Source organism: Maritimibacter alexandrii (assembly GCF_005871115.1).
In the GTDB taxonomy this organism is placed as follows: Bacteria; Pseudomonadota; Alphaproteobacteria; order Rhodobacterales; family Rhodobacteraceae; genus Maritimibacter; species Maritimibacter alkaliphilus.
In genome coordinates this window covers 1-16,687 of record NZ_SWKQ01000004.1, presented here as the reverse complement: position 1 = coordinate 16,687, position 16,687 = coordinate 1, and the positions used below count along the sequence as shown (strand labels likewise).

Genomic DNA, 16,687 nt, shown 5'->3' with positions numbered 1-16,687 from the left:
AACCCGAAACCCCGCAGGCCCGCCGCCGCTGCGCTATGTGAGGGCTACGCAGCGCCGGGCCTGCTCACCACCAAGGGGGTCAATATTGGATGCCGATAGGGGGTCAAACTTCAATGCCGATTGACACCGCGATGTACAATCTGTGCCTGCTCGACCCCGATTTCCGTTCCTTTGATCTGGACTGCTGGAGGGTGGCCGGTTTCGGCGGTGCGCCTATGCCGCAATCCACAATTGCGGCGCTGGCAAGGGACCTGCCGAACATGGTGCTGCACAATGTCTACGGGTCGACCGAAACCACATCGCCGGTCACCATCATGCCGGGCGGCCAGATCGCAGAACATGCCGATACTGTGGGACAGGTGCTGCCCCTTGCTGACATCATCGTGGTCGACGACGCTGGTCGTGAAGTGGCCCCCGGCGAAAGCGGAGAGCTTCTGATCGGAGGACCGATGGTGGTGCCGGGATACTGGGAGAACCCGGAAGGCAATGCCAAGGGGTTCACCGGCGGATACTGGGTGTCGGGCGACATCGGTTCAAAAGACGAGAATGGCTTCGTCCGCGTCTTCGACCGCAAGAAGGACATGATCAACCGCGCGGGCTTCAAGGTCTACTGTATCGAGGTCGAGGACGTGCTGGCGTCGCATTCCTTGGTCGTTGAAGCGGCAGTGGTGGGCGTCCCTGACGACGTGTTGGGCGAGCGGGTGCACGCCTACATTTTCCTGGATGGAAATCAGGTGGACGCGGACGAGATCAAAAATTATTGTTCTGCCCGACTATCCGACTATAAGGTTCCCGACCTCGTGACCTTTCTGGATGGGCCATTGCCGCGCAATGCGAACGGCAAGGTCTTGAAGAACGTGCTGCGGGACATCAAGACGGCCTGACACCTTGCGGTGATCAAGGTCGGCGCGGTGCGCGGAACTATGGGAGCACAATGGTTCAAGACCTAAAAATCGAGGCGTTGTCGGCGCCGCCGGCCTATCAGGTCGTGTCGCGCGAGATCCGCAAACTCATCCTGTCGGGCAGTCTCCAACCGGGTGAGCCCTTTCCGTCGGAGCTCAGTCTTGCCGAGAAACTTGGGGTCAACAGGTCCACCGTGCGCGAGGGGATCCGTCAGCTCGAAGCCGACGGGCTGGTCCGGCGTTCGGGACGCCGGCGACTTTTCGTGTCGATCCCGGACACGTCGCAGATCGCGCCGCGCGCCACCGATGCCATGGTCCTGTCACGCATTACGTTCCTCGAACTCTGGGAGGTGTGTCGTGAGGTCGAACCGCTTTCGGCGAGACTGGCGGCAATCCACCGGACAGAAGATCAATTGGTTCCGCTGCGGGCAAACCTGATCGAATTCCGGGATGCGATGGAAACAGGACGGGCGGATTACGAGATCGACCTCGCGTTTCACGCATTGATTGCGGAGGCGAGCAACAATGTCGCGCTTCTACTGACCCGTTTCCCGATCGGGCAGTTGCTTTTTCCGGCCTCGCGGCACCTCAAACCGGTGCTCGAGCAGGCCCGGCCGCGCGAGATGGCAGCGCATGAAAAGATCTTCGACGCCGTCGAGCGGCAGGATCCGGACGAGGCCGAGCTTTGGATGGCGCGGCACGTCGCGGACCTCAAACGTGGTTGGGACCTCGTCGGCTTGCCCTACGATTTCGAGATCAATCCCTTCGTCTCCACATAATGACACGATAGGCATTCCAAGCGTGCCCTAGATTACGAAAAAGCCGGCGCGGGGAGGTCTCGCGCCGGTCGTCATCCGATGTGTCTGTCGGTCGCCTGAATTCCTACTGGCGATGCTGATCCGGTAGTCTGTCTTGCTGACGCGCAACGTCGAGCTCCTGTCAGGCTAGGGGCGGGGTCCACCCAGGTGGGCAGACCCCGCGAGGGGTCATTGGCTCGGCGTCCAGGGACGGTTGTACGCCCCAACGCGCCAGTCGCCAAATTCGACGAAGCGGGGATCGGATCCCGTCTCCAGCGCGGCCGCGGCCGTGTTCAGTGCCTCGGGCGTGACCTCTGGCCAGGTGCCGGTTTCGATCCGTTCGGCCAGAATTTCAACGATCACGCTGCTTTCTGCGGCCATGAAGTCGCAGTGCCCGGTCCCCTGAACGAGGGCCTGCCGATAGAGGTCGGTGGTGCCGGTTTGTTCGACCAGCGCCTCGTACCCCTGCATCAGCGAATAGGGGATGGCCCAGTCTCCCAGCATGTGGATCCGTATGGCGGGCACTTCGAGCTCTCCGGTCGTGGTGCGTCCGTCCCCGGCCCAGAAGTCGAGCGCATAGTCCGACGCCGCGATCCGGGGTTCGGCGTCAATCGTCGCAAGGTCGGCCTGAAGGTCCAGCCCGGCTTCGGCATAAAGCGCCTCGACCAGCTGTTTCATCGCCGGTGCGGCGTTGGCGTAGAACGCGGCGTAGTCGACGCCTTCGTTTCCGGACAACTGCTGACCCAATGCCGCATTTTCGAAGTACAGCCGCGCGGTGCCGCCGACATGGCCGGCAATACGCATCGCCGATTTTACCACCATGTCAGCCATCGCGGCGGTATCGGACGTGTCGGGCAGGTCGGTTCCCTCGACCATCCAGGGCGACCACTGACCAATGGCAAAGGCGAGCGCCAGACGGGCGCGACCTTCGGGCGTCTTGCCCGCGTTTTCGATCGCGCTCTTCCACGACGCCCGGATGGCGTCGAGGTTACGATCGCCGCCCGCGCCTGCGTTCGGCAGACCGGCCACCGTCAGATCCGAGGCCTGGCCCAGGCCCTGTGCCACGAAATCTTCCGCCAGCAGCGCCCGCATCGCGAACCAGCCGTCCAGAAAACTGTTCATGATCCAGACCGGTGTATGGGCCGCAAGCACCACCGAGCCATCGATCTTGTCGGGGTAATCTTCGGCCGAGGCGAGGCTGTCCAGACCGCCGCCGGAGCATCCGTATTGCATCACCATGTCGGGCTCGCTTTCGAGCTGGGTGAAGGTGTCCTGAACGGTCTGGAGGTTCAGGATCTCGCGCTGCGGGTCGTATTGCCAGAACCGCATGGGATGGCGCGCCGTACCGGCAAAGGCATAGCCGCGCGCCAGCAGATCATCATAGCGGGGCGCGTAGCCCGGGACATGGATGAAGCTGGCGAAATCGAGATCACGCAGCAGGCGGCCGTTCCAGTTCTCGGGGACGCGGATCAGCCACGTGGTGCCGTCGGGCAGAACGCCACTGTGCTCGCGGTATGGGGTTTTGTCCTGTGCCGAGACAGGAACAGCAAGGCTGGCCGCAAGCGCTAGGCAAAGCATCTTCTGCCCCGCCCGATATGAAAATCGAAACATGGTTCTCCTCCAGGTTGTGTTTTGGATGGCGCAGAGCTCCTCTCGTCCCGCCATCCTGTCAATAAACGTAGATGGCTAAATTTATGAGTGTCAAGTTCATATTTGCGTAAGGTCAAAGCGTTTTTTTTTTCGAAATTGCGCCAATGCACAACTGCTGATCGGCTCCGGACGTCAGACACAAGATTTTAGGGCCGTTGCCAAAGCGGAACAGCTGAAAAGTCGCGACGCTGATCTCTTTGATTAATCAGCGTTTATGGTTACTCTACCCTTCGAATAATACAGCGAACTCCTCACGCAGCTCACGCTTCAGGATCTTCCCGCTCGCATTCTTCGGAAGGCTGTCCCGCAGGGCGATGTGCTTGGGTGTCTTGAATACGCTGAGCGCGCCGCGGCAGTAATCGGTAACCTCTTCGGCGGTCACATTCTGCCCTGGTTTTGGCACCACGACGGCGACGACGGCTTCGATCCACTTCGGATGCGGAACGCCGAAGACAGCAACCTCTGCAACCTTGGGATGTCGAAATATGGTCTCCTCGACCTCGCGGCTCGCGACGTTCTCTCCGCCGGTCTTGATCATGTCCTTCTTGCGGTCGACGACGTAAAGATACCCATCCTCGTCGAACCGTCCGAGGTCGCCACTGTGGAACCAGCCGTTGCGGAACGCCTCTGCCGTCTTATCGGGGTCGTTATAGTAGCAAAGCGTAAGGTGGGGGCTTCTGTGCACGATCTCGCCAACTTCCCCGACCGGGACCTCATCGTCCTGATCGTTGACCACACGCGTCTCGACATTCAGGCCCGGACGGCCCGCGGATCCTAGTTTGGTCAGCTGTTCTTCCGGTCTGAGGATTGTCGCGCAGGGCGCCATTTCGGTCTGGCCATAGAAATTGTAGAGCCGCATGTTCGGCAGTCGCGCCGACAATTCCTCGATGATGGCGGTCGGCATGATAGAGGCGCCGTAATAGCCCTGACGCAGGCTCGACAGGTCGTGCTTGTCAAACTCGGGATGGCGCAGCAGCAGGATCCAGACCGTGGGCGGACAGAAAAGCTTGGTCACCTTTTCCGCCTCGATAGCGGCGAACATGGCCGCCGGGTCGGCCCCATCATGCAGGATGCTGGTCGCGCCGAGGTAGAGGTCGGGGGTCAGGAAGCAATCCAGTTGGGCGCAATGAAAGAGCGGAAGGCAGTGAAGTTCGACAGTGTCCGGCTGCATCTCTCCATCCACGATGACGGTGACGTACTGATCGAGCAGCGCGGAAGTGCTCATCATCGCGCCCTTAGGCCGGGATTCCGTGCCGCTGGTGTACATCATCTGGATCGGGTCGTCGGGCTGGACATCTGTCCAAGGCTCGGAGGCATCGGCACAGGCAAAAAGGTCTTCGACCGGGCTCCACCGGTCGGACACCGCTCCGCCCCCATGCGCGATAGAGAGCAGAATGTCGGGGCCGCCCCCGATCCGGTCCAGCGCCTCCTCCGCGACCGGGCAGAGCGTATCTTGGCAGATCAGGCCACGGGCCCCAGAGTGATCCAGAATGTAGGCGACATCCTCGGCGTTCAGCATGAAGTTGACGGGCGTTGCGATGGCCCCGATCTTTGCGAGCGCAAAGCGGACGATGACGAACGCACGGCTGTTGCGTGACAGGATGGCAACCCTTTCCCCCTTCGATATGCCAAGCGATATCAGTGCATTCGCAGTCCGGTTCACCACGTCGTTCAGATCGGCGAATGTGTCCCGGTGCTCGCGGAAGGCGAGGGCGAGCCGGTCTGGATACCGGGCCGCGCTTCGCCGCAGCAGATCGCCCAGCTGCTGGCTGCGTGCCCTTTGCTGCTCTGCGCCGGTCTGAATCTCGAGACCTGTGTTCATGGTTTTGCCCTCCCTGTCACGGTCGCCATGCGGGCAACCCTCCTGAAAATCTCTGTGTCGCTTTGATGCCCTGTCCGCCTCGGAATGTTGCGACTATTGCGTTAGGCTTGGCCGGTGGTTGAGCCGGCCATGCCCTTGAATGCCAACCGCACGCTTGTACGACCGGCAAGTGCAGGGCGCCCGAATTATTGCCGAAGCGATGTCAATGTGGTCACCAGGCTCTTGCTGGTTTCGTCAGTGATCTCTGACGCGAGTTCGGCAAAGACCGGGTCCCAGGCCGGGGCGAGACGTTGGCGATTCTCTTCGGTCACGCGATAGAGGTTGGCCGTTGTTTCAACCTGTGTCAGCGCGGTCTCGTTGATGGTGCGCAGGCCTTTCGTTCCACTCAATGTTGTTTCGGAGGACACGCGTTCGACGGTTGCCCGCTGCTCTTCGCTCAGCGCATCCCAGACATCCATTCCGACAACGGTAATCAAGGCATTGCCGGTCAGCTGGTAGCCCGAGAAATACGGCGCGACCTCGTACATTGAACTTGCAAGGTAGATCGTTGGAACGGTCAGCGAACAGTCGACGGTTCCAGTCTGAAGTGCGGTGTAGACGTCAGAGGCCGGCAGGGCGACTGGGCTGCCGCCAAGGATCTCGACCTGCTTGGCCTGCCAGCGTCCGGCTGCTCGGATCTTCTTTCCCGCCCAGTCGTCTATGGTTTCGACAAAGGCGTCGCGACAGGCCAGCACGCCGCTGCCCACAGCGTCGAGCGCTTCGGGGATCGAGACCAAACCACCATTGAAAGCGGCCTCGAACTGCACCTTTCCGCCGGTGGCCTCGGCCAGGGTCTCAGCCCATGTCACCCCGATCTGCGAGAATTCGTTCGCGGCATTGAAGGGGAGCGAGTAGGGATGTTCTTCGGCGATCGCCCCCGTCGCGAGACACAGCGCACTTGCCGATATGACTGCAAATTTCTTCATGTGTTTTCCTCCCTGGTTGGTGCGGGCTGATTGCCGCGCACTTGTATCAGCGAGCGCGTCTGCCTCCTCCGACAGGCGCGCAGGCCTTCGGCCCCGCGTGTTGTCAAACCGATGCAGGACCGGCAGAGTCTGACGCCCTGAACCGGACGCCGGACAGCGCTTCCTTCTTCACGCGATTGCGGAAGGCTTCGATGGTGTCGGGCCAGTGAGTGAACACCTTGCCGGTGCCGCCGACCCGGTAGTAGGACACGCAGTTCCCCTGAACGAGGACGCTGGCATCGGCCCTGGCCTGGATATCGTCGTTGAAGGCGGCATAAGCCGCTTCGTCGACCTCGAGGATGTCTGCACCGCGATCTTCGGCCTGCTTCATTGCATCAAGGATGAAACGGGTCTGCGCCTCGACCATGTCGGTGACCGACGCGCCGCCGCCGTTCGGGCCGCAGATCATGAAGAAGTTAGGAAACCCTTCGACCATGGACCCGAAATAGGCGTGCGGGACCTCCTGCCATTCCTGCGCGAGGACACGGCCTTGGCTGCCGGTGATGGTCAGGTCGCCCATCATCCCGGCTGGATCGAAACCGGTGGCCCAGATCACGACATCGACCGGGTAACGCTCGCCGTCCACATCGACGATCGCGTCCTCCGAAAGGCCGGACACACCGCGTCCGATCAATTCGACGTTGTCGCGTTCGAAAGCCGGGTAATAGTCGGTGCTGAAGAGTGGTCGCTTGCACCCGAACCGGTATTTCGGCGCCAGCACCTCGCGGGCATGCGGATCCTTGACCTGTTCGTCAAACAGCTTGCGCCAAGCCGCTTCCTGTTCCGCGATCACGGCGCCGTTCATCGGAAACCGGGACTTGGCGATCACTTCGAAACGGTCGAACCATTCCTTGCGCCGTTCCAGTTGCTGACTGGCAAACTCTTCGCTGTCGCGATCGATATCCGCAAAAGAGATGTCCGGACGCGGCATGACATAGGAGGGGGTACGCACAAAAACATAAAGCTTTTCAGCATGTTTCGCCGCATAGGGCACCACCTGGATTGAGGTCGCACCGCCACCGACGACGGCCACCCGCTTGCCGTCGAGGTCAATATCGTCGTTCCAGAAAGAGGTATGGATGGACTGGCCCTCGAACCCGTCGAGGCCCTTGATCTCAGGCAGGGTCGGCTGCGAGAGGAGGCCACCGGACCAGATCAGCATCCGTGCGGCCCAAGTCCGGCCATCGCGACTCGTCACGCGCCAGCATCCGGCGTCATCGTTCCAGGTGGCCTGACTGATGCGAGTGTTGAACACCGTCTTGCGGGTCACGCCATACCGGTCGGCGAGGTCGCGGAGATAGGCTAGTATTTCGCTGCCTGGCGCGAAATTGGTCGACCAACTGGTGCCGGGGTAGAAGCTGTAGGCGTAAAGGTCGATCGGCGTGTCGCAGGCGATATTGGGATATCGGTGCTGCCGCCAGACGCCGCCCACGCTATCTGCGGCCTCGATGACGGCGATGTTGTCGTATCCGCTTTCGATCAATTGCGCAGCCGTTCCGACGCCGCCTAGTCCTGCGCCAATGATGAGCACGTCCAGCAAGGTGTCGTCGCTCATGATCCGACCCTCTCATGTCCGTTTTGGAAACCGGTGTCGGGGCGTACCGTGTCGTCCTGCATGCTATTCCTCCCTATTCGGCGCGGTTCGGCGTCTTCAGGCCAGGTCATTCCGTTCATCCGGACGACGGTGCCGAAAGTCCGATCCGGGCGGGACAGTCAGGCCCTGGGGCCTGACATCCAGATTTCACCTTAAGATTGCGGGCCGATCTCCTCCTCCGGCCGGTGCAATCGGGCGGCGTCGGGACTAGCGGCCGTAGTATGCCGTGAAGGTGGTCGACGCGATCTTGTTCTGATGAACCATGAAGCCGACCATCGCGGCCGAGGCCTGATCGTCGAGCGGCAGAGCTTCAACGCTCAGGGCGTGTAATGTGAATACATAGCGGTGCGGCTTGTCGCCCGGTGGCGGAACCGGACCGCCGTAGATCGGGGCGCCCCAGTCAGATCGGCCCTGAACAGTCGGCATCGGAAGGTCGCCGGTCGCTGCGGCGTTTTCCGGAATGCTGGTTGTCCCGGCGGGGATGTTGAAGAGGATCCAGTGCCAGAACCCGCTGCCGGTCGGGGCGTCGGGATCGTACATCGTGAGGGCAAAGCTTTTGGTCCCATCGGGCGCCCCGCTCCATTCCAAGCCGGGCGACTTGTTGTCGCCGGTGCAGCCCCAGTCATTGAAGACGAAGGTTTCGGGGATCGTTTCGTTTTCAGGAATGCCTACGACATTTATCTTGAAGGTGCTCGCTGTCGCGTCTGCCATGGTATACTCCATTGTTTGCTGGCTTAGGTTTGGTCTGTTCAGGGGATCAGGACGACCTTCCCGAACGGGCGGTTATCTTCGACATGGCGATGCGCCGCGGCAGCTTCGCTCAGTCGGAAAGTCTTTTCCACGGGCATCACGAGTTCTCCGGCGGCGACATCCGAAAGCAGGCCCGAAATCATTTGTCCGATTTCGGGAAGGTGCATGACTTTGCCGAAGATGAAGCCTGTGACCGTGACCGCGGATTGTCGGATCGCGGCAGGGTCAAGCGTGGGTTGAACGCCGCTTGCCATGCCGACCATGACCAACCGACCCCGGGGGCGAATGGCGGCAAATAAGTCGGAAAACTTGGGGCCACCGACAAGGTCGATCGCTAGATCGACACCATATCCCCGGGTCGCCGCCAGAGTTTCGGCCCTGATGTCGCCCGTCCTGCCGTCGATACCGATATCGAGACCGAGCGTCTTGAGGGCGGCGATCTTCTCGGGTGAAGAAGCGGTGCCGATCACCCGGGCGCCGGCCCGCTTGGCGATCTGGACGAGAGCGATACCCACCCCTCCGGAGGCGCCGTGGATCAGTAAAGTTTCACCCGATCTCAACTGTCCGTATTCGAAGAGCGCCTGATGCGCCGTTCCGAAAGCAACCGGCACTGTTGACATCGCCTTCAGATCGGTACCGGCGGGGACCGGGTAGGCGAAATGTTGGGGAACCGCGAAGAGTTCGGCATGAGAGCACGAGAAGTTGAACCCCACAACGCTGTCGCCGGGGCGCAGTGATTTGACCTCGGGTCCGACCATGGTGACGGTCCCGGCGGCCTGATAACCGCCAATCCGTCGCGCTCCGTCCACCGGCGTTATCCGCCGATGCAGGAGATCACCGCCTTCGATGCTGATGGCGCTGACTTTTATCACGACGTCCGCCGGGCCGCATGTCGGGTCTTCGACATCGCCGTATTGCAGGACTTCCGGTGCGCCGGTTTCGGTGTAGAAGGCCGCTTTCATCGCGTATCCATTGCTGAAGTCGTTCAGGTCCGGCCCGCTGCCGGGCCGTCGGCCCTTGGCAGCAGGATTAGGGGTCGGGGCCCCGATGGCTTTGATTGATGGCGCCCTCCGGCGCGCAGGCCGGCGCTATTCGCCGACCACCTCGATCAGCCAGGGCCGATTGCTTGCCTTTGCCGTCTTCAGACAGGCCGACAGGTCATCCGCGGTCGTCACACGTTTGGCTTCAAGACCCAGGCTCTGAGCGAACTGGGTGAAATCGACCGGTGCGGATTCCCAGGTCCATGCCATTTCGTTGCGTTCCTGAAGACCGGTCGACATGTCGTAGACCGCATCGATCGCATCCGGGACACAGAGCCAGCCTTGGTTGTTGTTCACCACGAAAACCACAGGCAGGTTCTGCTGCGCAGCCGACCACATGCAGGTAGCGCTGAACATGAGGTTCCCGTCTCCGAGGAAGGCGAGAACCCGTCGATCCTCGGCGCCCATCTGCATGCCAATCGCCGTCGGCGCGCCCCATCCCTGCGCACTGCCTTTTCCAGATACGGCGTGGAAATTCAGAGGGTCGTCGAAGTCGTACATCGTCTCGACATGCCAGCCGAGGGTGCTGCCTGCCTGAACGATAATCCAGTCGGATCCGCACTGCTTGTACACTTCGCGGATGAGTTTCTTTTGCGGCACTGGGGACTGATCGCCTGGTAGCGCGTCCGCCTCTTCGATCGCGGTCTGCCGGGCTTGTCTTGGTGCGGCGCAGATCTCGCGGTTGCGTGCCCGTGCGTCTTCGGCGACAGGCGTGTGCTTCAATATCTCGACCAGCCGGGCGAGGCTTGGTTTCGGATGACCGTGCAGGGCCACGTCCGGCCAGAGTTGCTTGGCGGTCAGCATCGGATCGACCGACAGCGTAACCAGCCGCGTCCCGGACGGCAGCATCCGCTTTTCATCGGGCACGCCTTTTTCGGTGAACTCATAGCCGATGGCAAAGGCGACGTCTGCCTCAGCTAGGATCGCGGCATTGTTCGCCGGAGTGCCGACATACTGGTGGTGGCTGGTCGGGAACCCCATGAAGGAAGGATCCTGTTCGGACACAACCGGAGCGCCCACTGCCTCGGCAAGTGCGACCATCTCGTCGACGGCCCGGAGACGCCCGACCTCACTGCCGCAAAGCAGCACCGGCCGACGCGCTTCGCCCAGAAGCCGTGCCGTTTCCGCCAACCCGAGTTCGTCCGCGACCGGCGCGTCGAACGTACGCATCCGCGCGTAGTCCTCGCGGGGCGGGGGGCCGGACAATTCGATATCGTAGAGGTCCGAGGGGATCGAGATATGGACCGGGCCCATGGGCGCGGTCGATGCGATTTCCCAAGCGCGGGCAAGGATTTCGGGAATGCGCTCAGGCGTCGTGATGTCGTAGTTCCATTTGGTGAACTGCGCGCTCATTTCGGTCAATGAGCGAGGAGTCGCGGCATACTGATCACGTCCGCTTGTCGTGCGCGACCCGGTCGTCGACACTATCACCATGGGAATATTGTCCGCCCAGGCCGTCGTGACCGACATCATCGCTAGAGCGGTGCCGGAGGCGTGATACACGATGCAGAACGTCGGCTTGCCCGTCTGACGTGCGTAGCCCTGCGCCATCATGGTCAGGTTCGTCTCGTTCAGATGGCTTACGCAATTTATCTCTTTGCGGCGGGTCATCAGGGCGCGGGCCAGTCCCAGCATTCCAAGCCCTGTGATGTTGAATACCTTTTCGGCGCCAAGTCCGACCAGCGTGTCGATCAGCAGGTCTGCCCCGGTGTGAACCGCGTCGGCACGCCGGGCGGTCTGTGCATCAATGGCGTCGTTTCGAAGGTTTCCCATTCGATTTCCTCCTCCAGAATTTTGGATGACCTGACCATGTTCCTGCGTCGTCCTCGCTCGGCGCCGAATGCGGTCTAGTAATCTGTCATCCTGAGGACAGCGTAGGCATGGCCATCGGTGTTACTCAAATTGATTTAATCTTCAGATAAAATCACGAGGGTGAATAAAGCTTGTTTCGGTGGATTTTCCAGTCACGTCGCGGCCTAACGCAACAATCTGAAATTATTGACGAACAATCTGCCCCAATGAAAGCAGGCACGACACATTCAACATGAAGACATTGGGCACAGATCACCGCGGTTCAATGACATCCTTTACGTTCCAGGCCGCCATCGGCAGCTTCAAGATTTGCTCTCTGATCCATGTGTGGCCCTTGTCCATCTCTTGGCGCCGGTGCCAAATCAACAGCACCTGAAGCGTCTCTGTCTCGAACGGCAGGCGCGCCCTGACGAGGTCCGCCCGTGCCCGAATCGGCGCCACGGCCGGGTCAGGGACCGTGGCAATCAGTGAGGTGCCGAGAAGGATTTCTGAGAGTACGGACGCGTGAGGCAGGGTCAGCGCTATCTTTCTGGGGCGCTCCATCTGCTTGAGGGTGACATCGACCGGATGGCGATGCGCAGGCGTGGCCCGTGTCAGAACGTTGATATGACGATGTGCCAGGTAGACGTCGAGCGGGATCGTGCTGCCTTCCGTAACTCCTATCTTCTGCGCGTGTTTGGAGCAAATCAGTGCGGAATAACGGCAACTTGCCATGTGCTCTCGGCTGAAGCGCTCGGAGATCTCCAGCCGGCCGATGGCGAAGTCGGCGTATCCGTATTCGAGGAGCGTTTCATATTCGTCCAAGGGCGCTTCGAAAACGCTGATCTCTATGTTCGGCGCTTCGGTCTCAAGAACCTTCATAAGTGCGGCGATATAGGTCTCTTCTCCCACGTCGGTCGCAAGGATGGTGAAGGCTCGGGTCGACTCAGCCGGGACGAAGGACAACCCTTGCATGATAGAGGTCTCAATTCCCTTGAGTCCCTGTTGCACCGGATTGCTGATCATCTGGGCCAGGGGCGTCGGCTCCATTCCGTTGCGCGTCCGCACGAAAAGCTGATCGCCAAGCGTCTGCCTGAGCCGGTTGAGGGCGTTGGAGACCGCTGGTTGTGTCATATTGAGTCGATCCGCCGCGATCGAAACGCTTCTTTCCTGCTGAATCGCGTCGAAAACTTTCAGCAAGTTCAGGTCCAAGTTGTTCAAGCCGTGCATGCTCCCCCCTAAATTCACCACGCGAATAAAGCCGCCCCTCAATATCAATTTGCATAGCTTAGAAATCTACGCAATATCGAATTGAAGGGTGGTTCGACCGCCCGCAAGGGACCGCAACACATCCGGACACATCTGGGTTCGCACGTGTTGAACCCTTCAGAGCCAAGGGCAAGACGTCCGGCCGATGAGCGACCGAACCCTGTGCGTAGGGAGCACGGCGGGTCCGGAAGACCGGCAGTTATCTGGACGAAATCTAACCCGCAGCATCGGCGAGTCCGCAGGCACCGGAGAGGACCGGTGCTGGGGTCAGGAGAGGGGAGCCGGAGTGTTTGGCCCACAGGGCCACCGCACCGGGAGGAGAGGAAAATGGCAAGGCCTGAATGCCCTGAGGTCGTAATCGACAGCATCGCATCATCCATGTTGCTAGCTGTGACGCCACCGGCGCCGCCTCACGAGACCCCCAATGCCGACCAACGCGGCCGGAAGTGAATTCATGCCTCTGCGCTGCGCGCAAGGCCTGAAAAGGGCGTCAACCGATCGCAGTGACGGGGACAGCCAACCAAATGGGAGGAAACAGAAATGACAAAACTGAAGACAGGTGCGCTAATTGCGAGCATCATCGGAACGCAAGCCGCAGCCGACATGCAGTATTCACTGCCATTCAACGAGACCAACGAATTCTCGAAGATCGGTATCGAGTGGGCCAACGCGGTATCCGCCGCGACGAACGGCGAGATCACTTTTGAGCCGGTCGCAAACTCGGCCCTAGTGACGATTCCGGAAACGCTCGATGCCATTCAAGGCAGCGTGGTTCCAGCCGCCATGGGTGTGGCTTCGGCCATGGCTGGTACGATCCCGGCCTTTGGCTATCTGGAGCTGAACCTCAGCGTCCCGGTGAATAATCCGCTGACCGAAGAGGCGATGCCACAGATCTTTCCCGACGTAGAAAAGCTGTTGGCGCCCCATGATGCAAAGGCGCTCTGGATCATGCCCGCCTTCGGGGGCGGCCTGGCTTGTACCAGTGAGATCCTCGAATCCGTGGAAGAGTGGAGCGGCAAGAAGGTTCGGACCGCTGGCCGCTGGCAGGCCAAGCAGATGGAAGCGGCTGGCGCGAGTCCTGTTTCTCTGCCAGCGTCGGACATCTATCCGGCCTTGCAGAACGGCACCATCGATTGCGCGCTGATCTCGGGATCGATCTACCTGTCCAACTCCCTCTACGAAGTCGCTCCCTACTTCTCGGACTACGGGTTCGCGGGCAACATGTTGATCACCTTGGTCGGCGCGGACGTGTGGGACGACATGACGGACGAGCAGAAGAAGATCGTCACCGATCTGTCGAACGAGACCACCGTGAAGGGCACCAAGCAGCTTCGCGAAGTGAGTGTCCAGGAAGCCGAGAACATCAAGGCCAAGGCAACCTACCATAAGGTCACCGACGAAGAGTTGGCAAACCTGCTGCAAACCTGGGACCCGGTTTATCAGGAAGCCATGGGCGAAGTGACCGACGAGTTGGGCAAGCATCTTGTCGACACGCTTTACGCTTTCGGTCGGTAAGAGTGCCGAGATGGCATTTTACCAATCTCAGCCCTACCTGGGCTTCAAACGAACGGTAGAGGGCGTAAACGCCCTCTTCACCTTCGTCGCTTGTCTTCTGATCGCCGCCATCGGCTTGATCGTGGTGGGCGCAACCCTGGCCCGCGCCTTTGGCGAACCGCAGATGTGGGCGCACGACTATGCTCAGATTGCCTTCACCTACGTTGTCTTTCTGTCGCTGGCACCTGCGCTTCAGTCCGGACAGCATGTAACGGTCGAGTTGTTCGAAGGCTTCCTTCCCAATTGGATCCGAAAGTACCTCGATCACGTTGCCGCCATCGCCTGCCTCATCTTCGGGATCGTCTTCTGCTGGTACCTGTGGAAGCTGACGTCCCGCGCCTTTTCCGACAACCGCCTAGCCACTGCGGTGATCGCAGTTCAGCTCAAGTGGATACAGGTCATCGGCCCGATTGGCGTCCTTCAATTCGTGCTTACGGCTGTGCTCCGACTTTTCGAAGCACAACAGCGGTTCGCCGCCACGGAACAAGACTAGGAAATTCACATGGAAGCCTTGCTTTGGTTCAGCGCCTTCATTGGCGCACTCATATTCCTGCTGGCGCTTCGCATACCGGTTGCGGTTAGCATGGGTCTCATCGGCATTGTCGGTACGGCAGCCTTCGTGTCACCCCGAGCCGTCGTCCAGATCGCGAACATCGCATACTCGCAGACATGGAGCTTCGTGCTCGTCATCGTGCCGCTCTTTGTTCTGATGGGCGAGGTGATTGCGCTATCCGGCCTCGGTGCCGCTCTCTTCCGGGCGGCTGCGATATGGCTCAGGCGGCTGCCCGGCGGCCTTGCCATCGGGACCATTGCCGCAAGCGCAGGTTTCGCTTCGGTCTGCGGCTCGAGCCCGATCACCGCAGCGACAATCGGCGCAATGGCCGTCCCCGAGATGTCCAAGCACGGCTACGCCCGCAGCCTGGCCGCGGGTGCTACGGCCGCCGGGGGAACGCTCGGCATCCTTATCCCGCCGTCCGTGCCGATGATCCTTTACGGAGTGATCACCGAAACGTCCATCGGGGGGCTTTTCCTTGCCGGGATCCTGCCGGGGCTCATGATGGCCGCATTGCTGTCCGGCACGGTGATCCTGCAAGTCCTCATGAACCCGTCGATCGCTCCGGCTATCACGCATAGGGTCAGCTTTACCGAGCGGGTCAAGACAAGCGCCGAAGCCTTTCCGACGGTCCTGATCGCCGTAATGATCATCGGTGCCCTCTACGCGGGCATCGCCTCCCCATCCGAGACGGGTGCCTTCGGAGCGGCAGCGGCGGTACTGGTTGCGCTCGCGCTTGGCAAACTAAAAGGGGGTGTTTTGCCGAAAGCGCTGCAGAAGACCGTCCGGACGACAGGGATGTTCATGCTGCTTCTTGTCGGCGGGCTCTTCAGCTCTTTCGTTCTGACGCGTCTTGGCGTGCCGCAGGATATCTCGAACTATCTCACCGGTCTTGATGTCCCGCCATGGGTCATCATCGTGACGATCAACATTCTGCTCCTGATCATGGGTATGTTCCTTGATCCGCTCAGCATTCTCGTGATCGTGGTGCCGATCTTTCTCGATACCATCGTCGGTCTCGGCTACGACCCGATCTGGTTCGGTGTGATCGTGACCATCCAGATCGAGATCGCCGCCATCACCCCGCCAGTCGGACTGAACCTATTCGTCCTGCGGACGGTTGTGCCCGACCTGTCGATCACGGAAACGGCAAAGGGCGCGATCGTCTTCGTGATCCCCATGCTGCTCGGGATCGCCCTACTGCTCGTCTTCCCCCAGATCGCCCTTTATTTGCCAAGTCTGAGGTTCTGAAGCATGCGTCCAAATATGGAGCTGGGACATCCTAGGTGTTGTCGCATGTTGGGTGGTGTCACGTGAATTCGCTGAATTTTCAATTTGGCATCGGGTTGGCTGCTCAGGCGACATGCGCCGGCGATTTCCAGGCATCGAAAGCTTCGAGGCGGTGATACCGGATAGTAAGAGCGGTACGGCGCCGGACTTTCTCTTATGAGAGGTCTACGCCGCTTACGCACAGATTAACAAACCGGCAACCTCGCCCCCGTGAACGTGACAACACCGCGTGGTCAGCGGACTAAGGCTGAACGTCGGTGACCGTATTCATCAGTTCACATCCGGGGCGGGGCGGGTATGGCTCCGCGCTAGAGCGGAGCCTGGAAGCCGTCGTCGATGATTTGTATTCCGGATTGGTTTCTTCGGAACAGGCCCGACAGGTCCACGGTGTCGTCTTGTCCGACAAAGCCCAGGTCGACTAGGCGGCCACTGCGCGACGACGACAGGCTGTCCTGTCAGCGGGTGGTGCGGATCAGTAGATCACGGGCTCCTGCTCCAGACTGACTCCGAACTTTGTACGAACGGCGTGCACGGCGTCTTGGGTTGTGAACCGGCATGCAAGATTGACCCCTGTATTGGGGTAATCGGCGTCCAAAAGTGACCCCCCTGATATTTCTGTTCAGAAGCTTCCTCAAAGGATTGAGGGAGCGATTTGGGGATGTTGGTTGTGG

General features: G+C 60.4%; 13 protein-coding genes and 1 pseudogene. 5 read left to right on the top strand and 9 right to left on the bottom strand.

What is annotated here, in order from left to right; all coding sequences use genetic code 11:
- The first annotated feature begins 113 nt into the window (after window positions 1-113).
- Complete coding sequence (locus tag FCT00_RS00670; protein ID WP_008335485.1) at window positions 114-884, top strand: class I adenylate-forming enzyme family protein; 771 nt, start codon at window positions 114-116, stop codon at window positions 882-884.
- A gap of 104 nt (window positions 885-988) precedes the next feature.
- On the top strand, window positions 989-1,681 hold the full coding sequence (locus FCT00_RS00665) for a FadR/GntR family transcriptional regulator (protein ID WP_161600713.1): 693 nt from the start codon (window positions 989-991) through the stop codon (window positions 1,679-1,681).
- Window positions 1,682-1,888: 207 nt separating this feature from the next.
- On the opposite strand, the gene FCT00_RS00660 is transcribed toward FCT00_RS00665, so the two are convergent.
- The 8 genes from FCT00_RS00660 to FCT00_RS00625 all read right to left on the bottom strand — a co-directional run bounded on the left by FCT00_RS00660 (window position 1,889) and on the right by FCT00_RS00625 (window position 12,580).
- Entirely contained in the window at window positions 1,889-3,364 is a 1,476-nt protein-coding gene (locus FCT00_RS00660; protein WP_235888906.1) for a hypothetical protein, read from the bottom strand.
- A gap of 208 nt (window positions 3,365-3,572) precedes the next feature.
- On the bottom strand, window positions 3,573-5,171 hold the full coding sequence (locus FCT00_RS00655) for a fatty acyl-CoA synthetase (RefSeq protein ID WP_008335492.1): 1,599 nt from the start codon (window positions 5,169-5,171) through the stop codon (window positions 3,573-3,575).
- A gap of 185 nt (window positions 5,172-5,356) precedes the next feature.
- Entirely contained in the window at window positions 5,357-6,136 is a 780-nt protein-coding gene (locus FCT00_RS00650) for a TRAP transporter substrate-binding protein (protein ID WP_138421463.1), read from the bottom strand.
- Window positions 6,137-6,239: 103 nt separating this feature from the next.
- The gene (locus FCT00_RS00645; RefSeq protein ID WP_008335497.1) at window positions 6,240-7,730 is read right to left on the bottom strand and encodes a flavin-containing monooxygenase; all 1,491 of its coding nucleotides are present in this window, start codon (window positions 7,728-7,730) and stop codon (window positions 6,240-6,242) included.
- A 246-nt stretch (window positions 7,731-7,976) separates the two neighbouring features.
- Window positions 7,977-8,492 carry a YbhB/YbcL family Raf kinase inhibitor-like protein gene (locus tag FCT00_RS00640; protein ID WP_008335498.1) on the bottom strand — a complete coding sequence of 172 codons (516 nt, stop codon included), beginning with the start codon at window positions 8,490-8,492 and terminating at the stop codon, window positions 7,977-7,979.
- A 26-nt stretch (window positions 8,493-8,518) separates the two neighbouring features.
- Window positions 8,519-9,481, bottom strand: coding sequence for a quinone oxidoreductase family protein (locus FCT00_RS00635; protein WP_138421462.1), 963 nt, complete (start codon window positions 9,479-9,481; stop codon window positions 8,519-8,521).
- Between the two features lie 126 nt (window positions 9,482-9,607).
- Window positions 9,608-11,332, bottom strand: coding sequence for a thiamine pyrophosphate-binding protein (locus FCT00_RS00630; RefSeq protein WP_138421461.1), 1,725 nt, complete (start codon window positions 11,330-11,332; stop codon window positions 9,608-9,610).
- A 291-nt stretch (window positions 11,333-11,623) separates the two neighbouring features.
- Window positions 11,624-12,580, bottom strand: a complete 957-nt coding sequence (locus tag FCT00_RS00625; RefSeq protein WP_138421460.1) for a LysR family transcriptional regulator — start codon at window positions 12,578-12,580, stop codon at window positions 11,624-11,626.
- 579 nt (window positions 12,581-13,159) lie between these two features.
- Here FCT00_RS00625 and FCT00_RS00620 point away from each other — a divergent pair.
- Genes FCT00_RS00620 through FCT00_RS00610 form a run of 3 tightly spaced genes read left to right on the top strand, consistent with a single transcriptional unit; the run spans window position 13,160 to window position 15,977 of the window.
- The gene (locus tag FCT00_RS00620; protein WP_138421459.1) at window positions 13,160-14,134 is read left to right on the top strand and encodes a TRAP transporter substrate-binding protein; all 975 of its coding nucleotides are present in this window, start codon (window positions 13,160-13,162) and stop codon (window positions 14,132-14,134) included.
- A 10-nt stretch (window positions 14,135-14,144) separates the two neighbouring features.
- Window positions 14,145-14,666, top strand: a complete 522-nt coding sequence (locus tag FCT00_RS00615; RefSeq protein WP_138421458.1) for a TRAP transporter small permease — start codon at window positions 14,145-14,147, stop codon at window positions 14,664-14,666.
- A 9-nt stretch (window positions 14,667-14,675) separates the two neighbouring features.
- Complete coding sequence (locus FCT00_RS00610; RefSeq protein ID WP_138421457.1) at window positions 14,676-15,977, top strand: TRAP transporter large permease; 1,302 nt, start codon at window positions 14,676-14,678, stop codon at window positions 15,975-15,977.
- Between the two features lie 103 nt (window positions 15,978-16,080).
- Here the strand turns inward: FCT00_RS00610 and FCT00_RS21850 are convergent.
- A pseudogene (locus tag FCT00_RS21850) lies at window positions 16,081-16,161 on the bottom strand (IS6 family transposase); the annotation flags it as partial.
- Window positions 16,162-16,687 lie beyond the last annotated feature (526 nt).

Bases quoted from the DNA above. Each gene is read 5' to 3' on its own strand.
- FCT00_RS00670 (WP_008335485.1), top strand. From the start codon at position 114: ATGCCGATTGACACCGCGATGTACAATCTGTGCCTGCTCGACCCCGAT.
- FCT00_RS00660 (WP_235888906.1), bottom strand. From the start codon at position 3,364: ATGGCGGGACGAGAGGAGCTCTGCGCCATCCAAAACACAACCTGGAGG.
- FCT00_RS00655 (WP_008335492.1), bottom strand. From the start codon at position 5,171: ATGAACACAGGTCTCGAGATTCAGACCGGCGCAGAGCAGCAAAGGGCA.
- FCT00_RS00650 (WP_138421463.1), bottom strand. From the start codon at position 6,136: ATGAAGAAATTTGCAGTCATATCGGCAAGTGCGCTGTGTCTCGCGACG.
- FCT00_RS00645 (WP_008335497.1), bottom strand. From the start codon at position 7,730: ATGAGCGACGACACCTTGCTGGACGTGCTCATCATTGGCGCAGGACTA.
- FCT00_RS00640 (WP_008335498.1), bottom strand. From the start codon at position 8,492: ATGGAGTATACCATGGCAGACGCGACAGCGAGCACCTTCAAGATAAAT.
- FCT00_RS00635 (WP_138421462.1), bottom strand. From the start codon at position 9,481: ATGAAAGCGGCCTTCTACACCGAAACCGGCGCACCGGAAGTCCTGCAA.
- FCT00_RS00630 (WP_138421461.1), bottom strand. From the start codon at position 11,332: ATGGGAAACCTTCGAAACGACGCCATTGATGCACAGACCGCCCGGCGT.
- FCT00_RS00625 (WP_138421460.1), bottom strand. From the start codon at position 12,580: ATGCACGGCTTGAACAACTTGGACCTGAACTTGCTGAAAGTTTTCGAC.
- FCT00_RS00620 (WP_138421459.1), top strand. From the start codon at position 13,160: ATGACAAAACTGAAGACAGGTGCGCTAATTGCGAGCATCATCGGAACG.
- FCT00_RS00615 (WP_138421458.1), top strand. From the start codon at position 14,145: ATGGCATTTTACCAATCTCAGCCCTACCTGGGCTTCAAACGAACGGTA.
- FCT00_RS00610 (WP_138421457.1), top strand. From the start codon at position 14,676: ATGGAAGCCTTGCTTTGGTTCAGCGCCTTCATTGGCGCACTCATATTC.